Source organism: Pantoea sp. ICBG 1758, from assembly GCF_002928325.1.
Lineage (GTDB): Bacteria > Pseudomonadota > Gammaproteobacteria > Enterobacterales > Enterobacteriaceae > Pantoea > Pantoea eucrina.
On sequence record NZ_POWL01000008.1, the window covers coordinates 14648 to 37423 of the forward strand.

Genomic DNA, 22776 nt, shown 5'->3' on the forward strand with positions numbered 1-22776 from the left:
CCAGCAGAGTGCAGATATTTGCACCGCTAATGGTGCTAAAAACCAGCAGCGTGAGAATATTGTCGGGAAAACTGTGATCATGTTCAGTATTCCGCTTAATCCGTGTACAATACCGCGTTATTTCTATAATGCCTGAGGCAAAGCTGTGATCGAAAATTTGCGTAACATCGCCATCATCGCGCACGTTGACCATGGAAAAACCACCCTGGTCGACAAACTGCTGCAACAGTCTGGTACTTTTGACGCTCGTACCGAAGCGACTGAACGTGTGATGGATTCCAATGATTTGGAAAAAGAGCGTGGAATTACCATCCTCGCAAAAAACACCGCCATCAAATGGAACGACTACCGTATCAACATCGTTGATACCCCGGGACACGCCGACTTCGGTGGTGAAGTAGAGCGCGTCATGTCCATGGTGGATTCGGTGCTGCTGGTTGTTGATGCGATGGATGGCCCTATGCCGCAAACCCGCTTCGTAACCAAGAAAGCCTTTGCTCACGGTCTGAAACCTATTGTTGTTATCAACAAAATTGACCGTCCAGGCGCGCGTCCTGACTGGGTTGTAGACCAGGTATTCGACCTGTTCGTTAACCTCGACGCGACTGACGAGCAGCTGGACTTCCCTATCATTTATGCGTCAGCGCTGAATGGTATTGCAGGTCTGGAACACACTGATATGGCTGAGGACATGACTCCGCTGTATCAGGCAATCGTCGATCACGTTTCTCCGCCGCAGGTTGAAGCTGATGCGCCGCTGCAGATGCAGATCTCTCAGCTGGACTACAACAACTACCTGGGCGTTATCGGTATTGGCCGCATCAAGCGCGGTAAAATCAAGCCGAACCAGCAGGTTACTGTGATTGATAGCGAAGGCAAAACCCGCAACGCGAAAGTGGGTAAAGTGCTGACGCATCTGGGTCTGGAGCGTATTGACAGCGATCTGGCAGAAGCGGGCGACATCATTGCCGTTACCGGTCTGGGTGAACTGAACATCTCCGATACCATCTGCGACACGCAGAATGTAGAGGCGCTGCCGGCGCTGAGCGTAGATGAGCCTACCGTAACCATGTTCTTTAACGTCAATACCTCACCGTTCTGCGGTAAAGAAGGTAAATACGTTACTTCACGTCAGATCCTGGATCGCCTGAACAAAGAGCTGGTACACAACGTTGCACTGCGCGTTGAAGAGACCGAAGATGCTGATGCATTCCGCGTATCAGGTCGTGGTGAGCTGCACCTTTCCGTTCTGATCGAAAACATGCGTCGTGAAGGCTTTGAGCTGGCGGTATCCCGTCCGAAAGTTATCTTCCGTGAGCATGAAGGCCGCAAGCAGGAGCCGTTTGAGAACGTTACCCTCGATATCGAAGAGACCCACCAGGGCTCAGTGATGCAGGCGATGGGTGAGCGTAAAGGCGACATGAAAAACATGGATCCGGATGGCAAAGGCCGCGTACGTCTCGACTACGTGATCCCAAGCCGTGGTCTGATCGGCTTCCGTAACGAATTCATGACCATGACCTCCGGTACCGGTCTGCTCTACTCGACTTTCAGCCACTACGACGACGTGCGTCCGGGCGAAGTTGGTCAGCGTCAGAACGGCGTTCTGATCTCTAACGGTCAGGGTAAAGCCGTTGCGTTTGCTCTGTTTGGTCTGCAGGATCGCGGTAAGCTGTTCCTGGGTCACGGTGCAGAGGTTTATGAAGGCCAGATCATCGGTATTCACAGCCGCTCTAACGACCTGACGGTAAACTGTCTGACCGGTAAGAAACTGACCAACATGCGTGCGTCAGGTACCGATGAGGCGACGACGCTGGTTCCGCCACAGAAAATGACGCTGGAGCAGGCGATCGAGTTCATCGATGATGACGAACTGGTTGAAGTTACGCCACAGTCAGTCCGTATCCGTAAACGTCACCTGACCGAGAACGATCGCAAACGCGCGTCTCGCGGCGGTAAAGAGTAAACGATACGTTCTGTTATCAGGCCCCGCACTGCGGGGCTTTTTTGTTTCTGTTGCCCGCCTTTTTCCCCGAATGCTCCCTGTTCAGCTACGCTTTTTGCCGCTAGAGTGAATGATCCCGGAAGCACAGAGGAGAGGCGTCATGCTGTACATCTTTGATTTGGGTAACGTGATTGTTGATATCGACTTCAATCGCGTACTGGGCGTCTGGAGTGATTTAGGCCGTGTGCCGCTGGCCACGCTGCAGAGTCGCTTCAGCATGGATGAAGCGTTTGAACAACATGAACGGGGCGAGATCAGCGACCCGGAATTTGCCGAGCGCCTTTGCGAGCAGCTCGATATTGCCCTGAGCTATGAGCAGTTTACCGCCGGCTGGCAGGCCGTGTTTATCGGCGTTCGCCCGGAGACGCTGGCGATCATGAACCAGCTTCGCGTCCGCGGCGAACGCGTGGTGATCCTTTCCAACACCAACCAGCTGCATTTTGAATTCTGGCCGACGCACTATCCGGAAGTTCAGCAGGCTGCCGATCGCGTCTATATGTCGCAGGAGCTCGGCATGCGTAAACCGGAAGCGCGGATTTTCAGCCATGTGCTGGCGCAGGAGGGTTACACGGCGGACCAGGCCATCTTCTTTGATGACAATCAGGCGAATATCGATGCGGCGCGCGCGCTGGGAATCGAAAGCGTGCTGGTGGAAGATCACAAAACCCTGCCCGCCTGGTTCGCAGCGCGTGGGTAAATGTGATGGCTAACACTCTGCGCCACCGGGCGCATGCGTTCTTTTTGTGGCTGAAACTGCTGTGGCGGCGCATCGACGAAGATAACATGACCACGCAGGCGGGGAATCTTGCCTACGTCTCCCTGCTGGCGCTGGTGCCGCTGGTGGCGGTGATCTTCGCGCTGTTCGCCGCGTTCCCGGTTTTTTCCGACATCAGCGTACAGCTCAAGAATTTTATCTTTACCAACTTTATGCCGGCAGCTGGCGACGTGATCCAGCGCTACCTTGACCAGTTTGTCGCTAACGTAAATAAAATGACGGCGGTAGGCGCGGTAGGGCTGATTGTCACGGCGCTGCTGCTGATGCACTCCGTTGACAGCGCGCTGAACGCCATCTGGCGCAGCAATTCGCCGCGTCCGATGATCTATTCGTTTGCCGTTTACTGGATGATCCTGACGCTCGGCCCGCTGCTGGCTGGCGCCAGCCTGGCGATTAGCTCCTATCTGCTGTCGCTGCGCTGGGTCAATGTCACCGGCGTTACCAGCCTGATCGACCAGGCGCTGCGTATCTTCCCGCTGGTGCTCTCCATTCTGGCGTTCTGGCTGCTTTACAGCGTGGTGCCAACGCGGCGCGTGCCGGGGCGCGATGCGCTCACCGGGGCGGTGGTGGCAGGCCTGCTGTTTGAGCTGGGTAAAAAAGGCTTTGCGCTCTATGTTACGATGTTTCCCTCGTATCAGTTAATTTATGGCGTACTGGCCGTTATCCCGATTCTGTTTCTGTGGGTCTACTGGACGTGGTGTATTGTTTTGCTGGGAGCGGAAGTCACCGTCACCCTGAATGACTATCGCCAGCTAAAGCTGCAGGAACATGAACCATCCCGTGAGGAAACATGATTGCATTAATTCAGCGCGTCAGTGCCGCCAGCGTGGCGGTCGACAACCAGATCATTGGTGAGATTGGCGCCGGACTGCTGGTGCTGCTGGGCGTGGAAAAAGAGGATGATGATCAAAAAGCCCGGCGGCTCTGCGATAAAGTGCTCGGCTACCGTGTTTTCGGTGACGAGAATGACAAAATGAATCTGAATGTGCACCAGGCTGGCGGCAGCGTGCTGGTGGTTTCGCAGTTTACGCTGGCGGCAGATACCCGTAAGGGCATGCGTCCCTCCTTTTCCGGCGGTGCCGTACCGGCAGAAGCGGAGCGGCTCTATAACGTCTTCAGCGACTGCTGCCGGGCCAGCGGTATCACAACCGCCAGCGGTCGCTTTGCGGCCAATATGCAGGTTTCACTGGTTAACGACGGTCCGGTCACTTTCTGGTTGCAGGTGTGAGATCGGCAGCCTGGCGGCAGGCAATCGGCCACGCTGGCTCCGAACGGGAGAATCATTTTATGTATCATCTTCGAGTGCCTCAGACGGCCGAAGAGCTGGACATGTATTACCAGTTCCGCTGGGAAATGCTGCGCAAGCCGCTGCGCCAGCCGCAGGGCTCAGAGCGGGATGCCTGGGACGCGCTGGCGCACCATCAGATGGTGGTGGATGAGCAGGGCAAGCCGGTTGCCGCAGGCCGCCTCTATATCAACGCAGAGAATGAAGCAGCTATTCGCTTTCTGGCCGTGCACCCGTCGGTACAGGGCAAGGGGCTCGGGACGCTGGTGGCGATGACGCTGGAGTCTGTGGCGCGACAGGAAGGCGCCAAGCGCGTAACCTGCAGCGCGCGCGAAGACGCCGTGGAGTTTTTTGCCAAGCTGGGTTTTATCAATCAGGGTGAAATCACCGCACCGCAGACCACGCCGGTGCGCCATTTTCTGATGATCAAACCGGTGGTGACGCTGGATGATATTCTGCATCGCGCCGACTGGTGCGGCCAGCTCCAGCAGGCGTGGTATGAGCATATTCCCCTGAGTGAGAAGATGGGCGTGCGCATCCTGCAATATACCGGGCAGAAATTTGTCACCACCATGCCGGAGACCGGCAATCAGAATCCGCACCATACGCTGTTTGCCGGCAGTCTTTTCTCGCTGGCCACGCTGACCGGCTGGGGGCTGATCTGGCTGCTGCTGCGCGAACGTCATCTGGGCGGAACCATCATTCTGGCGGATGCGCATATCCGCTACAGCAAACCGATCAGCGGACGGCCCGGCGCCACTGCCGATCTCGGCTCGCTGAGCGGCGATCTCGACCGCCTCGCGCGCGGGCGCAAGGCGCGCGTGCAGTTGGAGGTTGAGCTGTACGGAAATGAAGAGCCGGGCGCAGTATTTGAGGGCGTCTATATTGTGCTGCCTGCGGACCAGCATGGTCCACTCGAAGCGGGTGGCTCCGGCGCGCTGATAAACTGAGGATGGTGCAGCCGATCGCGCGGCAACAACGCGATCGGCCTGCCGTTCTTAATCTGTCTGCCCGTTACGCATGCTCTGCTGCAGCGAGCCGGCGTCGGTGGTAACGGAAAGATCTGCCGAAATGCCCGGACGCAGCGGCGTACCGGCGCGCAGTGACCCCTTAAGCTGCAGCTGCAGATTACTGTCACCGCTCTGCGTCAGCGCTGGCCAGCCCCAGTTTTCCAGTACGTTGACCGGCACCGCCTGGCCCTTCAGGCTCAGCGTCAGCGGACGTTCGGCGCTCTGGCCTACCGTTGCCGTCGCCTCCAGCAGTCCATTGCCGTTAAAAGCGCTCATTTCTGTTATCTGGATTTGCTGCTCATCTGCCGTCAGCGCTATTGAGGGATGACGCAGATCGGTACGGTTAAAGGTCGCTTCTGCCGCGTTAAGACTCGCTTTGCCCGACCAGATCCCCCACTGATGCGCGCGCGCCAGCAGCAGATTATCCGCAGAGCCGTCCAGCGCCGTCATCTGGAAAGGGAACGCCGGGTTGATATCGATGATCAGGTTACGATTGGCGGTGGCGTGCTTCACCAGCACGCTGTCAAGCCAGGCGGGCAGGGCGGCCTGCCAGCGCTCGCGCCAGTTCTGCGGCAGCGTATACTCCAGTCCGGCCACGGCCAGATCGTCCAGCGTCAGTTGCCGGTTGCTGCGCGTCCAGCTGCCGCTGGCGCGCAGAATACCGTTAACCCAGCGGGAGCTGAACTGCGTAAGTCTGACGCCTTCAGGCGAGAACTCTGCATTAACGATAGGATCATCCAGCGCCAGGCTGCCATTGATAAAGTTGCCGGCATTCATCGCCAGATAGCCTTCGTTACTCTGCCAGTCGCCGTTGCGCAGGGTAATGTCCCGCAGCGTAAGATCGAGGTCGGTGACCGCCCAGTCCGGTCCCTGCAGCCGGGCGTCGGTGACATCCAGACGGTTAATTGTGACCGCAGGGGCCGTCAGCAGCGGGCGCAGGAAATCATTCAGCGATTGGCTGGTCTGCAGACGGATATCATTCAGGCGCAGCTGATCAATGCTCCAGTTGCCCTGGTCGTCACGCTCTGCCCGACCGGTCACCGATCCCCGGGCGATATCCGCACCTATCGTGGTGAGCTGCAGGCGGCGCTGCGCCACGTTGCCCTGTAGCAGCACGTTATCACCGGCCAGCCCGTTCAGCGTCAGCTGCGCGGCGCTTATCTGAAACTGTGCGTCACTGCCCAGCATATCGGCGGATACAGGTTTCCATGGAACAATACCGCCATTGACGCCGCGGGCAGAGAGCGGCAGCGCCGTGCGCGGGCTTTCCAGGCGCACATTGCGCAGCTGCAGGCGGTTGGCCTGAACGGGCAGCGTGGTGGATGGCGTCTGATTAGCGAGATTGATCTCCCCTTCATGAATTTCAATGCTGTCAAAATGAAGCCAGTCGCTGAACTGCACCATCGCCAGGCCCAGATCGATGCGTTTAGCCACGACAACCGCAGGCTGGCCATCGTGACCAAAACTGAAATTATCCAGCACGATATGCGAAGGGGAAGAGAAGTTGTGCTCAATTTTACTGACGGAGAGATGCCACGCAGTTTTATCACTTACCCAGCGGCTAAACCAGCCGGCGCCCCACTGTGTCTGCACCAGTACATAACCGATCACCAGCAGCAGCAGAATCAGCAGTAATAGAGTAAGGAAAAACTTGCCCAGGAATTTCATTGCATTCATCCATCGCGATCGTTGTCCGGTCAGTGGTTGTTATGCCTGAATTACCGTTACAGCTCAACCGTCTGGCGAAAAATGCGGATAAATAGCAGGCAGGCGGGCGCCTGCCTGCTGCGCTATTTTTCCTGCGGGAAAATAAGATTAAGCACGATCGCCGTAATACCGCCGGCAGCAATACCGGAAGAGAGCAGCGTTTTCAGCCACTCTGGCGCAAACTGCAGGATCAGCGGCTGCTGAGAGACACCGAGTCCGACCGCCAGCGATAGCGCAATAATCATGATAGCGCGGCGGTTAAGCGGCTCGCGGGATACAATGCGCACGCCGGAAGCGGCAATGGTGCCGAACATCACGATAGTGGCCCCGCCCAGCACCGGTTCCGGAATATGCTGAACAAAGCCGCTGACCGCCGGAAACAGCCCGAGAACCACCAGCATCAGCGCCACCACAAAGCCTACATAGCGGCTGGCCACGCCGGTCAGCTGGATCACGCCGTTGTTCTGACCAAAACAGGAGTTGGGGAAGGTGTTAAACAGGGCAGAGACGCAGGAGTTCAGGCCGTTTGCCAGTACGCCCCCTTTCAGGCGCTTCATATAGAGCGGGCCGCTGACCGGCTGTTCTGAAACGTCAGAGGTGGCGGTGATATCACCGATGGTTTCCAGCGAAGTAACCATAAAGACCAGCATCAGCGGGATCAGCAGATTCCAGTCAAAACCCAGCCCGTAATAGAGCGGTGAAGGCACAGCCAGCAGCGGCTGCTCTACCGGTGCCGCGCTCTCCGGCAGCATATCCAGTCCCCACGCCAGTGCATAACCCACCGCCATCGCGATCACCAGCGATGCCACACGCAGATAGGGGTTGCGCTGACGGTTAAGCAGAATAATCACCAGCAGCACGGCACCTGCCAGCAGCAGATTTCCAGGCGCGCCAAAGCTGTGATCGTTCATAGCAGCAAAGCCGCCGCCAATTGAGGTCAGCCCGACCTGAATCAGTGAGAGACCGATAATCATCACTACGATGCCCGACACCAGCGGCGTAATAATCCGGCGTGCAAGATGCAGCACGCGCGACAGCAGCATTTCGGTACAGGAGGCGACCATCAGCGTGCCAAACAGCGCTGCCATCATGGTGGGCACATCCGCGCCACCATTCTTCAGCGCCATACCGCCCATAATCAGCGGCGTAACAAAGTTAAAGCTGGTGCCCTGAATCGACAGCAGCCCGGAGCCCACCGGTCCCCAGGTTTTGATCTGCAGCAGCGACGCTACGCCGGAGGCAAACAGCGACATACTGATGATGTGCTGCGTATCCTGTGCCGGCAGCCCCAGCGCCTGGCAGATCAGCAGTGCCGGGGTGATCACGGCGACAAACATCGCCAGCAGGTGCTGACAGGCGGCAAACAGCGTCTGCGGCAGCGGCGGGCGATCCTCAAGACGATAAATCAGTTCGCTTTTTGTCGTGGCAGACGCACTGGCGGGCGAAAGGGGTTCGGCACGATTAACAGACATGACAGGCTCTCAGTAACAGCAAAGTGGCGATTTTAAACGGTTGCCCGCTGAAAGCAATCGTTTGCATCGCTGCGGCTGATTACCGGCTGGACAATTTTTCAGCGGGCGCGCAGGGCGCGCCTGAAACCGGCCTCTATGCGTGGCTGTAGCGTTCAGTTTCCGGCAGCCAGCGCTCAATCAGCGCCTGTGCCTGTTCGGGGTAATATTGATGGATATGGCGCGCCACGCGCTGCACTTCGGGGATCATGGCCTGATCGCGCAGCAGGTCAGCGACCCTGAATTCAGCGTTGCCGGTCTGCCGCGTGCCCAGCAGCTCGCCGGGGCCGCGAATTTCAAGATCGTGCTGCGCAATCACAAAGCCGTCGTTGCTGTCGCGCAGTACCTGCAGGCGACGCTGAGCGGTTTTGCTCAGCGGGGCTTTATAAAGCAGCACGCAGTGTGAGGCGACAGCGCCGCGTCCGACGCGTCCACGCAGCTGATGCAGCTGTGCCAGACCGAGCCGCTCCGGGTTTTCGATGATCATCAGGCTGGCGTTAGGGACATCCACGCCAACCTCAATAACGGTAGTGGCGATAAGCAGCTGGATCTCGTTCGCTTTGAACGCGGCCATTACCGCCTGCTTCTCTGCGGGCTTCATCCGACCGTGCACCAGGCCGGTGCGCAGATCGGGTAATGCCACGCTCAGCTCCTGCCAGGTCGCTTCAGCGGCCTGCGCTTCCAGCACGTCCGATTCATCAATCAGGGTGCAGACCCAGTAGGCCTGACGTCCCTCCAGGCAGGCGCTTTTTACGCGTTCAATAATCTCGCTGCGGCGCGTGTCCGGAATGGCAACCGTTGTGACCGGCGTGCGGCCCGGCGGCAGCTCATCGATTGTCGAGGTGTCGAGATCGGCGTAGGCGGTCATCGCCAGCGTGCGCGGAATGGGTGTCGCGGTCATAATGAGCTGATGCGGATGAAAACCCTGCTCTTCGCCTTTTTCCCACAGCGCCAGCCGCTGATGCACACCAAAGCGGTGCTGCTCATCAATAATCACCAGCGCCATGCCGCTGAACTTCACCTGCTCCTGAAACAGCGCGTGCGTGCCCACCACCATCGCCACCTGACCACTGGCGATCGCCGCCTGCTGCGCTTCGCGCGCTTTGCCTTTCTGCTTGCCGGCGAGCCAGCCAACCTCGATGCCGAGCGGCGCAAACCACTGACGGAAATTTGCAGCGTGCTGCTCGGCCAGCAGTTCAGTCGGCGCCATCAGCGCCACCTGTTTGCCGTGGGCAATGACGTTCAGCGCTGCCAGAGCCGCCACCAGCGTTTTACCGGAGCCGACATCGCCCTGTACCAGGCGCAGCATCGGATAGTCATTAGCCAGATCGCGCTCAATCTCTTTTACCACGCGCTGCTGCGCGCCGGTCGGAGAGAAAGGCAGCGCGGCCAGCAGCCTGTCCACCAGCGTATGGCAGGGGGTCAGCGGCAGCGCATGATGACGCTGTGCGCCCGCGCGCACGGCCAGCATGCTGAGATTATGCGCCAGCAGCTCTTCAAGAATTAATCGCTTCTGTGCCGGATGGCGGCCGGTTTCCAGTTCGCTGAGCCGGAGATCGGGCGGCGGCCGGTGCAGCGTGCGCAGCGCATCAGGCAAGCTGATCAGCCCGCCGCTCAGCTCTGACGGCAGCAGCTCAGCGATCGCACAGCTCTCCAGGAGAGTCAGCGCCTGGTCGGTAAGATTGCGCAGCGTGGCCTGACGTATCCCCTCCGTGGTGGGATAGACCGGCGTCAGGGTTTCCTGCAGCTCAACGCCGCCCTGCTCACCCTGAACGCGGTATTCAGGATGGATAATTTCGGCGCCGCGCTGTCCGCGCTTGATCTCACCATAAGCGGTGACGCGGCGACCCGGCGCCAGGCTGTTTTTCATGCCGGCGGTGAAGTTAAAAAAGCGCAGAGTGGCAATCCCGCTGCCGTCACCAATCTGGCATACCAGCATGCGGCGGCGACCAAAGGTGACTTCGCTGTTCAGCACTTCGCCTTCGATGGTGGCCCAGATACCAGGCAGCAGATCGTTAATTTTGTAGAGCTGGGTGCGATCTTCATAGCGCAGGGGCAGGTGCAGCAGCAGATCCTGGATAGTAAACAGGCCGAGTCTGGCCAGCTTAGCGGCCTGGCTGGCGCCGACGCCGGTCAGGGTACTGAGCGGTATGGCATCCAGCAGCCGGCCTTTCATTTCCGACCCGTGGCTTGCATGGCGGACCACCAGCTGGCATCAGCATCGATGCCACCCTGCATGTTGATCTGCGGATAGGGCAGGCCTTTCTGCTTCGCCACGCGGGCGAGAACCGGATAGCCGCCTTCAAACAGCAGACGCTGCTGCTCTTCTTCATCCAGCAGGCTGTGCTTACGCTGATACATGCCGGCATTCTGTCGCTGGCGCTGTGCTTCATACAGAATCAGCGCCGAGGCCACAGAGACATTCAGCGACTGCACCATACCCACCATCGGAATAATAATATCCTGGTCAGCCAGCGCCAGCGCGTCGGCGGTGATGCCGGTTTTTTCCTGACCCATCAGAATGCAGGTCGGGCGGGTGTAATCGATAGCGCGAAAGTCGACCGCCTTGTCTGAAAGATGGGTGGCGAGCACCTGCATGCCGCGATCTTTCAGATGGCGTACCGCTTCCGTAATGTGCGTATGGGTTTTAACTTTTACCCAGCTGTTGCTGCCTGCGGAGGCCGAAACCATCGTGCGCATCCGCACGCTGGGCCAGACGGCGTGAACCTCATGAATGCCCACTGCGTCTGCCGTGCGGATCACCGCAGAGACATTGTGCGGCTTGTGCACCTGCTCCATGCAGACGGTGAGATCGTGCTGACGCAGCGCCAGCATTTCCTGAATTCGGGCAAAACGTTGAGCATTCATGCATTAATTACGGTTACGGTGGACTTTAATCACATCCGGCATCACGCGAATTTTGCGCATGATATTTGCCAGATGGACGCGGTCGTTAGCAGTCAGACGGATAAAGGCGCTGTAGACGCGGCCATCGCGCTCTTCGGTATTCAGGCTCTGAATATTCGATCCCGCCGTGTTAATGGCGGCGGTCAGGTTCGCCAGCGCACCCTGGTGGTTAAACATATCCACCTTAATCTCCGCCACGAATTCCTGATCGGTTACCTTATCCCACTCTACAGCCATAAACTTCTCGGGCTCTTTCTGGTAGCCACGGATATTACGGCACGATTCATGGTGTACGACCAGACCCTTGCCAGGGCTGACGTGTGCGACAATCGGGTCGCCGGGAATAGGACGGCAGCACTTGGCGAAAGTGATCAGTACGCCATCCGCGCCTTTAATCGGCAGTTTTTTGCTGCGCTTGCTGCTCTGCGCCGCATCCGCAGCGGACTGCAGCAGGTTTTTCGCTACGACCACGCTCATGGCGTTGCCCAGACCAATTTCAGCCAGCAGATCGTCCATGCTGGCGAGCTTCATACGCTCCAGCTCCAGCTGCACGTTTTCTGCCGGTATCTCAGCCAGCTTTTTACTGCCGCCCAGCGCATGGCTCAGCAGACGACGCCCGAGGTTAACGGAATCTTCACGCTTGAGGTTTTTCAGCAGCTGACGGATCTTGGCGCGCGCTTTTGAGCTGACCACAAAGTTGAGCCAGGCAGCGTTCGGGCGTGCGCCAGGCGCGGTGATAATCTCGATTGTCTGTCCGCTGGTCAGCGGCTGTGACAGCGGATAGGGCTGGCGATCGACGCGCGCGCCGACACAGGCGTGGCCAATGTCGGTATGTACCGCATAGGCGAAATCGACCGGCGTCGCACCAGCAGGCAGCTCAACGATGCGGCCTTCCGGCGTAAATACGTAGATCTCATCCGGAAACAGATCGGATTTAACACTTTCGATAAATTCAAACGAGCTGCCGGCGCTTTGCTGCAGCTCCAGCAGGCTCTGCAGCCATCGCTGAGCGCGGATCTGTGCGGTCGTGCCGCTTTCGCCCGCTTCTTTATAGGCCCAGTGGGCTGCCACCCCCATCTCTGCCATTTGATCCATATCTTCGGTACGGATCTGCACTTCAACCGGCACGCCGTGCGGGCCAATCATGGAAGTGTGCAGGGATTGATAGCCGTTGGCTTTGGGAATAGCGATATAATCTTTGACGCGGCCGGGACGCGGCTTATACAGGCTGTGCATCTGACCCAGCACGCGATAGCAGGTGTCGAGATCTTTCACCACCACGCGGAATGCGTAGATATCCATGATCGAGTGAAAACGCTGCTCTTTGAGGTGCATTTTGCGGTAGATCGAGTAAAGATGCTTTTCGCGTCCGCTGACGCGGCAGGGAATGCCCGCCTCCAGCAGACGCCCGTCAATTTCTGACAGGATCTTCTGAATCATCTCTTTACGATTACCGCGCGCCGCTTTGACCACCTCTTTGATCACCCGAAAACGATTAGGGTAGAGCGCTTCAAATCCCAGCTCTTCCAGCTCTGTTTTCAGATGATGAATACCAAGACGGTGCGCCAGCGGGCTGTAAATCTCCAGCGTCTCCAGCGCAATGCGGCGTTTTTTATCCGGACGCAGGGCGCCCAGCGTGCGCATATTGTGCGTGCGGTCAGCCAGCTTGATCAGAATGACGCGGATATCCTGCACCATCGCCATGATCATTTTGCGGAAGTTTTCAGCCTGCGCTTCTTTCTTGTCGCGGAACTTCAGCTTGTCGAGCTTGGATACGCCTTCCACCAGTTCAGCCACGCTCTTGCCAAACAGCTGTTCCATGTCCTGATAGGTGGCAGGTGTATCTTCGATCACATCATGAAGCAGCGCGGCCATCAGCGTTTCATGGTCGAGTTTCATCTCGGCCAGAATGCAGGCCACGGCAACAGGATGGGTGATGTAGGGCTCACCGCTGGAGCGAGTCTGTCCCTCGTGAGCATCACGTGCGACAAGGTAGGCTTGCTTGAGGCGCTTGATTTGCTCCTCAGGCAAGTATTTTTCAATCAGCTGATTGAGGCTTTCAAACAGATACAAGGTTGACCTGCAGAGTGCGGTTAACGACGACCTTCAGCGATAGCGGTAACGGCTTGCAACTCAGCGGCTTCCTGCTCTTGCTGTTCCTGACGATCACGCACATCCAGAATCTGGTTGGTGATCAGGCCTTCTTCGATTTCGCGCAGGGCGATAACGGTGGCTTTATCGTTCTCTTCCGGAACCAGCGGGTCTTTGCCGCCTACCTGCATCTGACGTGCACGACGTGCAGCGACCAACACCAGGTCAAAACGGTTACCAATTTTCTCTACTGCGTCCTGAACGGTTACGCGTGCCATAGGTGTGCTACTCCACAGATGATGAAGAAATGACTGGGCATAATACTGAAACTGAATTCAGACTGCCAATAGTTTGCTGATTAAAGCATCATGACGCGCTTTCTGGCGTCCCATACGCAGACGTTCTGCGCGAATAATGGTTTTCAGATCGGACAGCGCCAGATCGAAATCATCATTAACAATCAGGTAATCGTATTCAGCATAGTGGCTCATTTCCGCCACGGCCTGCGCCATGCGGCGGGCGATAACCTCTTCGCTATCCTGACCACGGCCGCGCAGACGGCGATCCAGCTCTTCGGTTGACGGCGGCAGGACAAAAATACTACGTGCTGCAGGCATTCTGCTGCGGATCTGCTGCGCGCCCTGCCAGTCGATATCCAGAAAGACATCCACGCCGGTGGCCAGAACCTGCTCAATCGCGGCACGGGATGTACCGTAATAGTTGCCAAACACTTCGGCATGCTCGAGGAACGCATCCTCAGCAATCATGCTTTTGAATTCAGCTTTGGAAACAAAAAAGTAGTGCTCACCATGCGCTTCGCCAGGCCGCATGTCGCGGGTGGTATGCGATACCGACACCTGCGTGTCGTAGAGCGGTTGTGTCTTTAACAGCGCCTGAATCAGGCTGGATTTACCCGCGCCGCTGGGGGCGGAAACAATATAAAGCGTGCCTTGAGCCATGGTTATCTTGAATTGAGTAAAGAGCGGAGTCGATTTCCTGCACAGTATACACGGGTTAGGGCCGCCACGCAGCGTTTGCCGCGCAGGTAAGGCAATTCTTTTCTGCGAACAGGCGCAAACCGCGCGGTAACAGAGAGTAAAACGTCAGATTTGTGCGCGAGCGCGATTCCATACTCTGCGCAGGCTACTGGCTATGACCACCGCCGCACGCTTCAATCAGCAAAAAGGAGAGCGGCAATGAAACGATGGCTGTGGTTAGGTCTCTGCCTGCTGAATGCAGAAAGTCGGGGAAAAGCGCTGTGCCCCGTCTGGTCGCCGGTGCGGGCGCAGCAGGAGATAACGCGCCTGCAGGAGCAGCTGCGTCACTGGGACAACGTTTACTACCAGCAGGGGGCGTCGCCGGTCAGCGATGATGACTATGACAGTCTGCTTTCCCGGCTGCAGCAGTGGCAGCGCTGCTTTGTACCCGGCGAACCGGTACATGAAACCGCGCTGCCAGCCAGCCGTGGCGCGCCACATCCGGTTGCGCATACCGGGGTGCGCAAGCTGCGCGACAGGCTGGCGGTTGCTTACTGGATGCAGCATAAATCCGCGCTCTGGGTTCAGCCTAAAGTCGATGGCGTGGCCGTCACGCTGCTCTATCGTCACGGCAGGCTGACGTCGCTTATCAGCCGTGGCGATGGCGTGCGCGGTGAGGAGTGGCGCGACAAAGCGGCGCATATTCCGGCTATTCCGCAGCGGATTGAGACCTCGCTGGCGGAGGTCGTCCTGCAGGGAGAGCTGTTTCTGCAGATGACCGGTCATCAGCAGGCGCGCGATGGCGGAGCCAATGCGCGGGCGCAGGTGGCCGGCGCGATGATGCGGCGCGAGATCGGTCCGCTGCTGAAACGCACCGGGCTGTTTATCTGGGCGTGGCCGGACGGCCCCCCGGAGATGACGGAAAAACTTACGCAGCTGTCGCGCTGGGGCTTTGATCTTGCCCGGCAGTGGAGCCAGCCGGTCAGTGATGAAGAACAGGTTGCCGCGTGGCGCGAGCGCTGGTTTCGCGCCGCGCTGCCGTTTGCCACCGATGGCGTGGTGATCCACGCTGCGCCTTCTGCTGCCGGCCGGGACTGGCAGCCAGGACAGGGAAGCTGGTCCGCCGCATGGAAATATCAGCCTGCCGAAGTCAGCAGCGAAGTGCGTGCCGTTACGTTTTCCGTTGGCCGCACCGGGAAAGTTGCGGTGGTGCTGAACCTGCAGCCGGTGCAGGCAGAGGATAAAACCATCCGGCGTATCAGCATCGGCTCTGTTGCACGCTGGCGCGCGCTGGATGTGATAGCCGGCGATCAGGTCACGCTGACGCTGGCCGGGCTGGGGATCCCGCGTCTGGAGCGGGTGATCTGGCGGGTGGCGGAACGCCACTATCCGGAACCGCCCGCCAGTGATGATTTTCACGCTACCAGCTGTCTGCATATTACGCCTGCCTGTCGTGCGCAGTTTCTTTCCCGCCTGAGCGGGCTGAGCCAGAAAACCGTGCTCGATATTGCCGGTATGCAGCGCAGCAGCTGGCAGCGCCTGGTACAGCACGGTGCGCTGACGCACCTGTTTTCATGGCTGACGCTGACGCCAGAGCAGATTGCCGCAGCGGAAGGCATATCGCCGGCGCGGGCGCAGCGTATCTGGCTCAGTTTCAGGCTTACGCGTCAGCAGCCGCTGCGGCGCTGGATCGCGGCGCTGGGTCTGCCGCTGCCGCGTCAGGCGCTTGCGTCCCTGCCGGATACGCAGTGGGAAGCGCTGCTGGCACGCACCGGGGCGGACTGGCAGCAGCTGCCGGGGGTTGGCGACGTGCTGGCGCAGCGGCTGGTCACCATGCTGCAGACGCCTCAGCTGCGTGAGCTAATCGCGTTTCTGCAGCAGCAGGGCATTCCGGCCGCTCCCTCAGTGTTCAGGATGGGGATAGTTGAAGACCGGCAGGCCGAGACGGAAACGCAGGGCGAGCAGGCGGGCAGCAAAACCGAACAGCAGGGTGATAATGACCACCGCTTCATGCGCCAGAGAGGTTTTCAGCAGCAGGATATAGATCCAGCCAGATGCGAAGGCGATACCGGCATACAGCTCTTTCTGGAACACCAGCGGAATGCGGTTGCAGAACATATCGCGCAGCACGCCGCCAAATACGCCGGTGATGACCGCAGCAATTGCGGCGATGATCGCTGCGTGGCCGGAATCCAGCGCGACCTGCGCACCAATAATCGAGAACACCACCAGGCCCAGCGCATCAAGTACCAGAAACACTTTGCGCAGGTGATTCATCAGCGGTGCAACAAAAGTGGTGACCACCGCTGCCGCCGCAACAATCATGATGTACTCCGGATGCTTTACCCAGCCGAGCGGGTAGTGACCCAGCAGAATATCGCGCACCGAGCCGCCTCCGATTGCGGTGACAGAAGCGATGATAATAACGCCAAACAGATCCATTTTGCGCCGGCCTGCAGCCAGTGCGCCGGTCATCGCTTCAGCGGTAATGCCGATAAGGTAGAGAACAGTTAATAGCATGGGGGGCTCCAGCAGTCTGGCCGGCAAGGCTAAAGCCTCCGCGGCGCAGAGACTATTGAGATTTTTTCAACTGAACGGCGTCAGATTAGAATAGGTAATGTGATGATTAAGAAAAGGCAGGCAGGGAAGGGGATAAACGAAATGCGTCAATATTTGTGATAAAAAAATATGATGCGGGGAAGCCTGTTTTCAGACGAGGATCGATTAAATCGCCTGCAGCGCAGAAAAGAAAAAAGCGTGCTGTTAACCAGCACGCGAACGCATCGGACAGATGCCCAGAGCCCACCATACAGACTTGTTGTTATTATCCGTTTCTTGCTCGCACGCTGGCGAATTCTTTCAGGCTAAAACGGTACGCAGGCTGGAACCAGGCGCGACCGTAGTAGCAACAGAGCAGCATTCTGACGGAGACCAGCGCAAGGTATCCCCAGACCGCGCATAGCGCCGACGGCATCAGCCACACCGTAAAGAGTGTTGCCGCCAGGCCCGCTGCTACCGAGGTGATCTCGATAAAAGCGATACGCGTAAACTGCTTTTCCCGCTGCAGGATAGCCCGGTAGTGCTGCCCCTGCGGGATAATAATAAATATTACCGACATCATCTCCAGCATAACCGCAAGATGCGGCTGCTGCGCTATAGCGCTATAAATGTCACTGCCAATAAACAATGCTGCAAAAATAAATAAGCCGGTAAAAATACTCCCCCAGTAAAGAACGGACATTTCGCTATTATTAAAGCTTATTTTGCGAATTATTTTATTATTAAAGCCGCGATCGGCAAGTGTATCGATAACCAGCAGAGCCAGTATGGCGATAACCAGCAGGTTTAATTCATTCGCCTGCAAAGTCTGCGCCAGCAGCGTCAATTGTAAAACGCCAATGCCAATAATTTTTGCTGAAGAGAGAAGCGACCATTTGGCGCTGGACAGCTCTCTTTCACGTATCGCCACAGTATGCTCATTATGGTACATGTACCATCACAGTTAAGGAGTTGTACAGAGCAGAAGCGGCACGCCCTGCACCTTAGTGCAGCACATCCTGACGCAATCCTGAGATACCTTTCAGGTTTTGCCATTTATAAATACACTGCAGCAAATGGTGTTCTGAAAATAGCGCAATACCGCAGGCGTTTATTATTTCTTTTGTCTGCACGGTATCTCCTCCGGTACGGAGGAAATCCGTGAGATCGTTATAAAATCCTTTTGTATTATTATAATCCCCGGCCAGCATCCGTCTGGCAATCTCAACGAATTCTTTTTCTGACAACAAAGGATAAGTTGAGCGATCCATGTTTTTCCCTGTTTTTATTATTAAGTCTTGCTGTGTGTGAATACGTTATACAGTTTTTTATTTAATTTAACACCATGAGAAAATTCCTATAAACAAACTTTAGAAATTAATGGTTTCAGACTATGCATTAAAATAGTTAAGCAGCGATGTTTCTGACTAATTAATATTTTCAGGAAACTGTCTTATTTCTCTCAGCGCCTGACCTCCAAATGATATGAATATCTTTTTATATCAATACCTTTACAGGATTACGTCATGCGGTCAGCCAGGAATTTTCCTGTTAACAACGCTTTAGCCTGGCTGGGGATACGGTGCTGAAATCGGAGAAAAAACCACGAAACAGTTAAGGAGTACTGCGCAAAAAAAATGCAGTTTTTTTTGTAATTGCGCCCAGCAATGGCTGGGAAATCAGGATTTATGTAAGCGTTTGATTCTAGTGAGTTAAAAGATAAAGTAATCTTTCCATGTCGGCGCGCAGGGCCGCCACTTCCTGCACGAAGTGCGCATCGGAAGTAAAAGGCTGACAGTAGAGCACGGCCACAAGTTCAGCTCCCTGGCCATTAGCAATCACGCGCATCGGCATGTAGCGCTCTTTACCGCTGCCGTTATCTGTCCAGTAGTCCATAACGCCAAACGGATTATGCGGGGTAAAACGCAGTTTCAGCGAATTCTCTCCGCGCTTTGCCCGCCAGTATTGTCCCTCCTGCACCAGTGTTGCGCCGTTCAGGTCGCTTACCCATTTTGCAAAACAGGTGGGTTGCCAGATGGTTTCATACAGATCCAGCCAGTTACGCGGCACGGTAAGCGTGAGAGTCTGTGAGGGCAGCATAATGCCTCCTGAGGCAGTGTCATTCATAATGAACTCACCCTATCGGAAGCTGACCGGGCTGCCTATGACGCAACAGAAAAAGTGTGGTGCAGCAGAGGTTTTTTGCGCTATGGCCGGTGAAGCCGCGCCGCCGGCAGGAGGATGGCTGTTACGTGAGGGGGCAGGGCAGCCGGCAGCGGATGCTGCCAGCGGGTGGATCCTGATTACCGGAGCGGCAGTCCGCACGAAAGAGGAAATGCATGCGGACCGTTATTGCGCAGATCAGACGTAAAGAGAGGCTTCACCTGGCGGACGCGTTTTGAAACGACGATGCAGCCACAGGTACTGCTCCGGCGCGCGCAGGATCTCTTTTTCAATCACTCTGTTCATATAGGCAGCGGCAGCGGCTTCATCTTCATGCGGATAGCCTTCCAGTTCCGGCTGAATGATGAGCTGGTATCCGGTTTTATCCGGATTGCGGATCAGGACAATCGTCAGCATTGCGGGCCGCGCAAGACGCGACAGAACAAAAGTACCGTTCGTGGTAGCGGCTTTCTCTACTGCAAACAGCGGTGCAAATACGCTGCCTTTCGGACCGTAATCCTGATCGGGTGCAAACCAGACGGCTTCGCCCTGCTTCAGCGCCTGCACCATGCCGCGTAGATCGCGACGGTCAATCATCGCTTTATTGGAACGCATACGGCCTCTGGTCTGCGCCCACTCCATCGCCTGATTGTTATGCGGACGATACATGGCCATCATTGGCTGACAGAGACCGGTAATGCGGCCGCCCAGCTCCAGCGACATAAAGTGCACGCCGATAACCATCACGCCGCGCTGCTGATTCTGCGCATTCTGCAGGTTAGCAATGCCGCTGACGTCAAACAGACGACGAACCCGCGCATCTGACCAGAACCATGCGATACCGGTTTCCGCCAGCGCCATGCCGAGCGACTCAAAGTTGCCGGCAATCATGACCTCTTTCTCTTCTTCATTAATATGCGGGAAGCAGAGTTCAATATTGCGACGGGTGATGCGTTCGCGCCGCTTGAGGAAATGGCGCGAGAGTTTACCCGCCGTTGCCCCGAGACGGATCAGAACGGGATAGGGAAGCTGCACCAGCAGCCAGAGCACGGCCAGACCGAACCAGGTAAACCAGTAACGGGGATGCAGCAGTGTGGAGCGAAACTGTCCGGTTTTCTTCATAGCACCTTCATAGGTAGAGTAAATGTAACGCGCTAAGAAGTCGGTCCATGGTTCCTGGTGCGGTACAACTGTAGTAATTACGACCGGCACTTTAGCAAATAGTGCCTTAGGAATTCTGCTAACTTTAGTATCTTTAGGATTGATGGAATTTATGGAACCTGGGACATTACCGGCTGCAGGAAGGATGAGTTTTCTATTAATTAAGTAAAATCAATCAGATAAAATAGCAGTATTAATGCTGAAGATACCGCAGATATGTCAGGACAGGTCAGCAGCAGACACAGCTGTACATCATTGCACGCACAATGCTTACATTGCAAAAGATAAAAAATAGTCTAGCGAAAGGGTTGCTGCCTGAACCCGCTGCTGCGGGCTCAGGCAGAGATGCTGCTGAGGCTGGCAGATGAAACGTTATTCGATGTTCTGAATCTGCTCGCGCATCTGCTCAATCAGCACCTTCAGCTCAATGGCTGAAGCGGTGATATCTGCATTGATCGATTTAGAGGCTAAGGTGTTCGACTCGCGGTTAAACTCCTGCATCATAAAGTCGAGGCGACGGCCGACCGCTTCCTTCTTCTTCAGGATGTTGTAGGTCTCTTTAACATGCGCGTCGAGGCGATCCAGCTCCTCCGCCACGTCAACGCGCTGGGCCATCATGACCAGTTCCTGCTCCAGACGATTATTCTCCAGCTGAACTTCTGCCTCTTCCAGCCGGGTCACCAGGCGTTCGCGCTGCCATTTCAGCACGTCCGGCATCTGCGCACGTACTTTGCTGACTTCCTGCGATACGCCCGCAAGACGCTGCTCAATCAGACTCTTCAGCGCGTTACCTTCACTTTCACGCGCTTCGATAAAGTCATCCAGCGCGCCATCCAGCGCCGTCAGCAACTCAGCATTAATGGCGTCCAGATCCTGCTCCGGTGCTGACATTACACCCGGCCAGCGCAGAATATCCAGCGGATTAATGGCACCCTCATCGCTCTGCATTTTTACCCAGTTGGCAGCCTGCACCAGCTGTTTTGCCAGCGCTTCGTTCAGTTGCAGCTCGCCCTGTGCGCCCGGATCGGCATCAAAACGCAGATGGCACTCAATTTTGCCGCGCGTCAGGCGGGTGCGGATGCGCTCGCGGATCACCGGCTCCAGGCCGCGGAACTGTTCCGGCAGGCGAATATAGGTTTCCAGATAGCGCTGGTTCACCGAGCGCAGTTCCCAGGTCGCGCTGCCCCAGCTGCCTTTGGCTTCGCGACGGGCGTAAGCGGTCATACTGCGGATCATAAGCTTGTACTCTTTCAGGGAATGTTCTGCGCATTATAGCGGCGTGCGGTGCGGCGGGATAGGGATAGCAAAACGCTGCTATGTTTAGAGCAGGCCTACTGATCCTGAGCGAGCATATTACCCGGCGATGATGATGTCCGATCTGTTTCGTACTCCGTATAAGTCTTTTTGCAGCCTGGTGGCACTGCTGCTGCTGGCCGGATGTCAGACTGCACCCGCGCGCCTGCAGCCGATCCCGCAGCACAACGCACCGGTGGCGCTGTGTGGTGCCGGAGAGATGATGATGCAGACCACGCTGTGGCTGAGTGCAGTGCCGGAGCGGGAATGGCAGCCGTTTCTGCGTGAGGAGCTGATGCCGCACTTTGGCGATACGCTGACAAGCTATGACGCCGCAGGAAAGGGAGAAGCGCGCCGGGTTGTAGTGCTGCTCTATCCGCCGGATGTCGCCTTTTCTGCCGTGATTGAGCGCGCGCGCGACCGGTATCGTACGCGCTTTAACGCCAAAACCACTACCCGCATCGATACGCTGGTCTGCGCCGCTGTCCGCTGAGCAGAAAGAGAATCGTCGATCTGCTCCACGCGCGCGGGACAGCTGCGGCTGAAGTCCGTATAATGCGCAGCCAAACTCAAGCAAGCCGGAGAGAACCTATGCGTCCTGCAGGCCGTAGCACTTCTGAAGTGCGTCCCGTTACCCTTACCCGTCACTACACCAGACACGCCGAAGGCTCGGTTCTGGTTGAATTTGGTGAAACCAAAGTGCTCTGCACCGCGACCGTCGAGGAAGGCGTGCCGCGTTTTCTTAAGGGTAAAGGTCAGGGCTGGGTAACCGCAGAATATGGCATGCTGCCGCGTTCAACCCACAGCCGCATGGCGCGCGAAGCGGCCAAAGGCAAGCAGGGTGGCCGTACGCTGGAGATCCAGCGTCTGATTGCCCGCTCGCTGCGTGCTGCGGTTGACCTCGCCGCGCTGGGTGAATACACCATCACGCTGGATTGCGATGTAATTCAGGCGGACGGCGGCACGCGTACCGCGTCAATTACCGGTGCCTGCGTGGCGCTGGCGGATGCGCTGAATGCGCTGGTTGCCGCAGGTAAACTGAAGAGCAGCCCGCTGAAAGGCATGGTAGCCGCTATCTCCGTCGGTATCGTTGGCAGCGAGGCGCTGTGCGATCTGGAGTATGTTGAAGATTCCGCAGCGGAAACGGATATGAACGTGGTGATGATGGAAGATGGCCGCATGATTGAGGTGCAGGGCACCGCAGAAGGCGAGCCGTTCAGCCACGAGGAGCTATTAACACTGCTGGCGCTGGCGCGAGGCGGGATTGAACAGTTGATTCAGGCGCAGAAGGCTGCGCTATCCAGTTGATGTACTAAGGCGACCCCCGGGTCGCCTTTTCTTTATTTGAGGAGTGAG

At 57.0% G+C, this 22776-nt stretch carries 20 protein-coding genes and 1 pseudogene; 8 read left to right on the forward strand and 13 right to left on the reverse strand.

Going from position 1 to position 22776, the window contains the following annotated elements:
* The first annotated feature begins 145 nt into the window (after window positions 1-145).
* From typA to fabY, 5 genes are all read left to right on the forward strand, one after another.
* Entirely contained in the window at window positions 146-1966 is a 1821-nt protein-coding gene (gene typA, locus C1Y41_RS18170) for a ribosome-dependent GTPase TypA (RefSeq protein WP_039381337.1), read from the forward strand.
* A gap of 139 nt (window positions 1967-2105) precedes the next feature.
* Window positions 2106-2702, forward strand: coding sequence for a glucose-1-phosphatase (gene yihX / locus C1Y41_RS18175; protein ID WP_104086039.1), 597 nt, complete (start codon window positions 2106-2108; stop codon window positions 2700-2702).
* A gap of 5 nt (window positions 2703-2707) precedes the next feature.
* Window positions 2708-3574: a virulence factor BrkB family protein gene (locus C1Y41_RS18180; RefSeq protein ID WP_039381331.1), complete on the forward strand. Its 867-nt coding sequence runs from the start codon at window positions 2708-2710 to the stop codon at window positions 3572-3574.
* On the forward strand, window positions 3571-4008 hold the full coding sequence (gene dtd / locus C1Y41_RS18185; protein ID WP_039381329.1) for a D-aminoacyl-tRNA deacylase: 438 nt from the start codon (window positions 3571-3573) through the stop codon (window positions 4006-4008). The genes C1Y41_RS18180 and dtd overlap by 4 nt, the downstream gene beginning before the upstream one ends.
* Window positions 4009-4067: 59 nt before the next feature.
* Window positions 4068-5015 carry a fatty acid biosynthesis protein FabY gene (fabY, locus tag C1Y41_RS18190; RefSeq protein ID WP_039381327.1) on the forward strand — a complete coding sequence of 316 codons (948 nt, stop codon included), beginning with the start codon at window positions 4068-4070 and terminating at the stop codon, window positions 5013-5015.
* Window positions 5016-5063: 48 nt separating this feature from the next.
* Here fabY and C1Y41_RS18195 read toward each other — a convergent pair whose 3' ends face one another.
* From C1Y41_RS18195 to gmk, 7 genes are all read right to left on the reverse strand, one after another.
* Window positions 5064-6743: an AsmA family protein gene (locus C1Y41_RS18195; RefSeq protein WP_039385670.1), complete on the reverse strand. Its 1680-nt coding sequence runs from the start codon at window positions 6741-6743 to the stop codon at window positions 5064-5066.
* A gap of 122 nt (window positions 6744-6865) precedes the next feature.
* Window positions 6866-8254, reverse strand: a complete 1389-nt coding sequence (locus C1Y41_RS18200; protein ID WP_039381325.1) for an NCS2 family protein — start codon at window positions 8252-8254, stop codon at window positions 6866-6868.
* Window positions 8255-8387: 133 nt separating this feature from the next.
* On the reverse strand, window positions 8388-10466 hold the full coding sequence (recG, locus tag C1Y41_RS18205) for an ATP-dependent DNA helicase RecG (RefSeq protein ID WP_039381322.1): 2079 nt from the start codon (window positions 10464-10466) through the stop codon (window positions 8388-8390).
* Window positions 10463-11158, reverse strand: coding sequence for a tRNA (guanosine(18)-2'-O)-methyltransferase TrmH (gene trmH / locus C1Y41_RS18210; RefSeq protein ID WP_039381320.1), 696 nt, complete (start codon window positions 11156-11158; stop codon window positions 10463-10465). The genes recG and trmH overlap by 4 nt, the downstream gene beginning before the upstream one ends.
* 3 nt (window positions 11159-11161) lie before the next feature.
* A complete protein-coding gene (gene spoT / locus C1Y41_RS18215; RefSeq protein WP_039381317.1) occupies window positions 11162-13270 on the reverse strand; it encodes a bifunctional GTP diphosphokinase/guanosine-3',5'-bis pyrophosphate 3'-pyrophosphohydrolase in 2109 nt (702 codons plus the stop codon).
* Between the two features lie 20 nt (window positions 13271-13290).
* Complete coding sequence (gene rpoZ / locus C1Y41_RS18220) at window positions 13291-13566, reverse strand: DNA-directed RNA polymerase subunit omega (RefSeq protein ID WP_013511051.1); 276 nt, start codon at window positions 13564-13566, stop codon at window positions 13291-13293.
* Window positions 13567-13623: 57 nt separating this feature from the next.
* Window positions 13624-14247 (reverse strand): guanylate kinase, encoded by a 624-nt coding sequence (gmk, locus tag C1Y41_RS18225; protein ID WP_104086040.1) that lies wholly within the window; start codon window positions 14245-14247, stop codon window positions 13624-13626.
* Between the two features lie 237 nt (window positions 14248-14484).
* On the opposite strand from gmk, the pseudogene ligB reads away from it, so the two are divergent.
* Window positions 14485-16221: pseudogene (ligB, locus tag C1Y41_RS18230) on the forward strand (NAD-dependent DNA ligase LigB); the annotation flags it as partial.
* Here the strand turns inward: ligB and C1Y41_RS20300 are convergent.
* From C1Y41_RS20300 to C1Y41_RS18260, 6 genes are all read right to left on the reverse strand, one after another.
* The gene (locus tag C1Y41_RS20300) at window positions 16168-16785 is read right to left on the reverse strand and encodes a trimeric intracellular cation channel family protein (protein WP_071668661.1); all 618 of its coding nucleotides are present in this window, start codon (window positions 16783-16785) and stop codon (window positions 16168-16170) included. The pseudogene ligB and the gene C1Y41_RS20300 sit on opposite strands and share 54 nt — an antisense overlap.
* A 304-nt stretch (window positions 16786-17089) precedes the next feature.
* Window positions 17090-17734 carry an oligosaccharide flippase family protein gene (locus C1Y41_RS18235; RefSeq protein WP_168713754.1) on the reverse strand — a complete coding sequence of 215 codons (645 nt, stop codon included), beginning with the start codon at window positions 17732-17734 and terminating at the stop codon, window positions 17090-17092.
* A 73-nt stretch (window positions 17735-17807) separates the two neighbouring features.
* A complete protein-coding gene (locus C1Y41_RS18240) occupies window positions 17808-18074 on the reverse strand; it encodes a hypothetical protein (RefSeq protein WP_071668654.1) in 267 nt (88 codons plus the stop codon).
* A 433-nt stretch (window positions 18075-18507) separates the two neighbouring features.
* Complete coding sequence (locus tag C1Y41_RS18245) at window positions 18508-18903, reverse strand: polyketide cyclase (RefSeq protein WP_071668653.1); 396 nt, start codon at window positions 18901-18903, stop codon at window positions 18508-18510.
* 261 nt (window positions 18904-19164) lie between these two features.
* A complete protein-coding gene (lpxP, locus tag C1Y41_RS18255; protein WP_094111960.1) occupies window positions 19165-20088 on the reverse strand; it encodes a kdo(2)-lipid IV(A) palmitoleoyltransferase in 924 nt (307 codons plus the stop codon).
* Between the two features lie 411 nt (window positions 20089-20499).
* A complete protein-coding gene (locus C1Y41_RS18260) occupies window positions 20500-21363 on the reverse strand; it encodes a YicC/YloC family endoribonuclease (RefSeq protein WP_039381293.1) in 864 nt (287 codons plus the stop codon).
* Between the two features lie 133 nt (window positions 21364-21496).
* On the opposite strand from C1Y41_RS18260, the gene C1Y41_RS18265 reads away from it, so the two are divergent.
* Complete coding sequence (locus tag C1Y41_RS18265; protein WP_158249875.1) at window positions 21497-21913, forward strand: DUF3574 domain-containing protein; 417 nt, start codon at window positions 21497-21499, stop codon at window positions 21911-21913.
* A gap of 98 nt (window positions 21914-22011) precedes the next feature.
* A complete protein-coding gene (gene rph, locus C1Y41_RS18270) occupies window positions 22012-22728 on the forward strand; it encodes a ribonuclease PH (RefSeq protein WP_094111962.1) in 717 nt (238 codons plus the stop codon).
* Window positions 22729-22776: the final 48 nt, after the last annotated feature.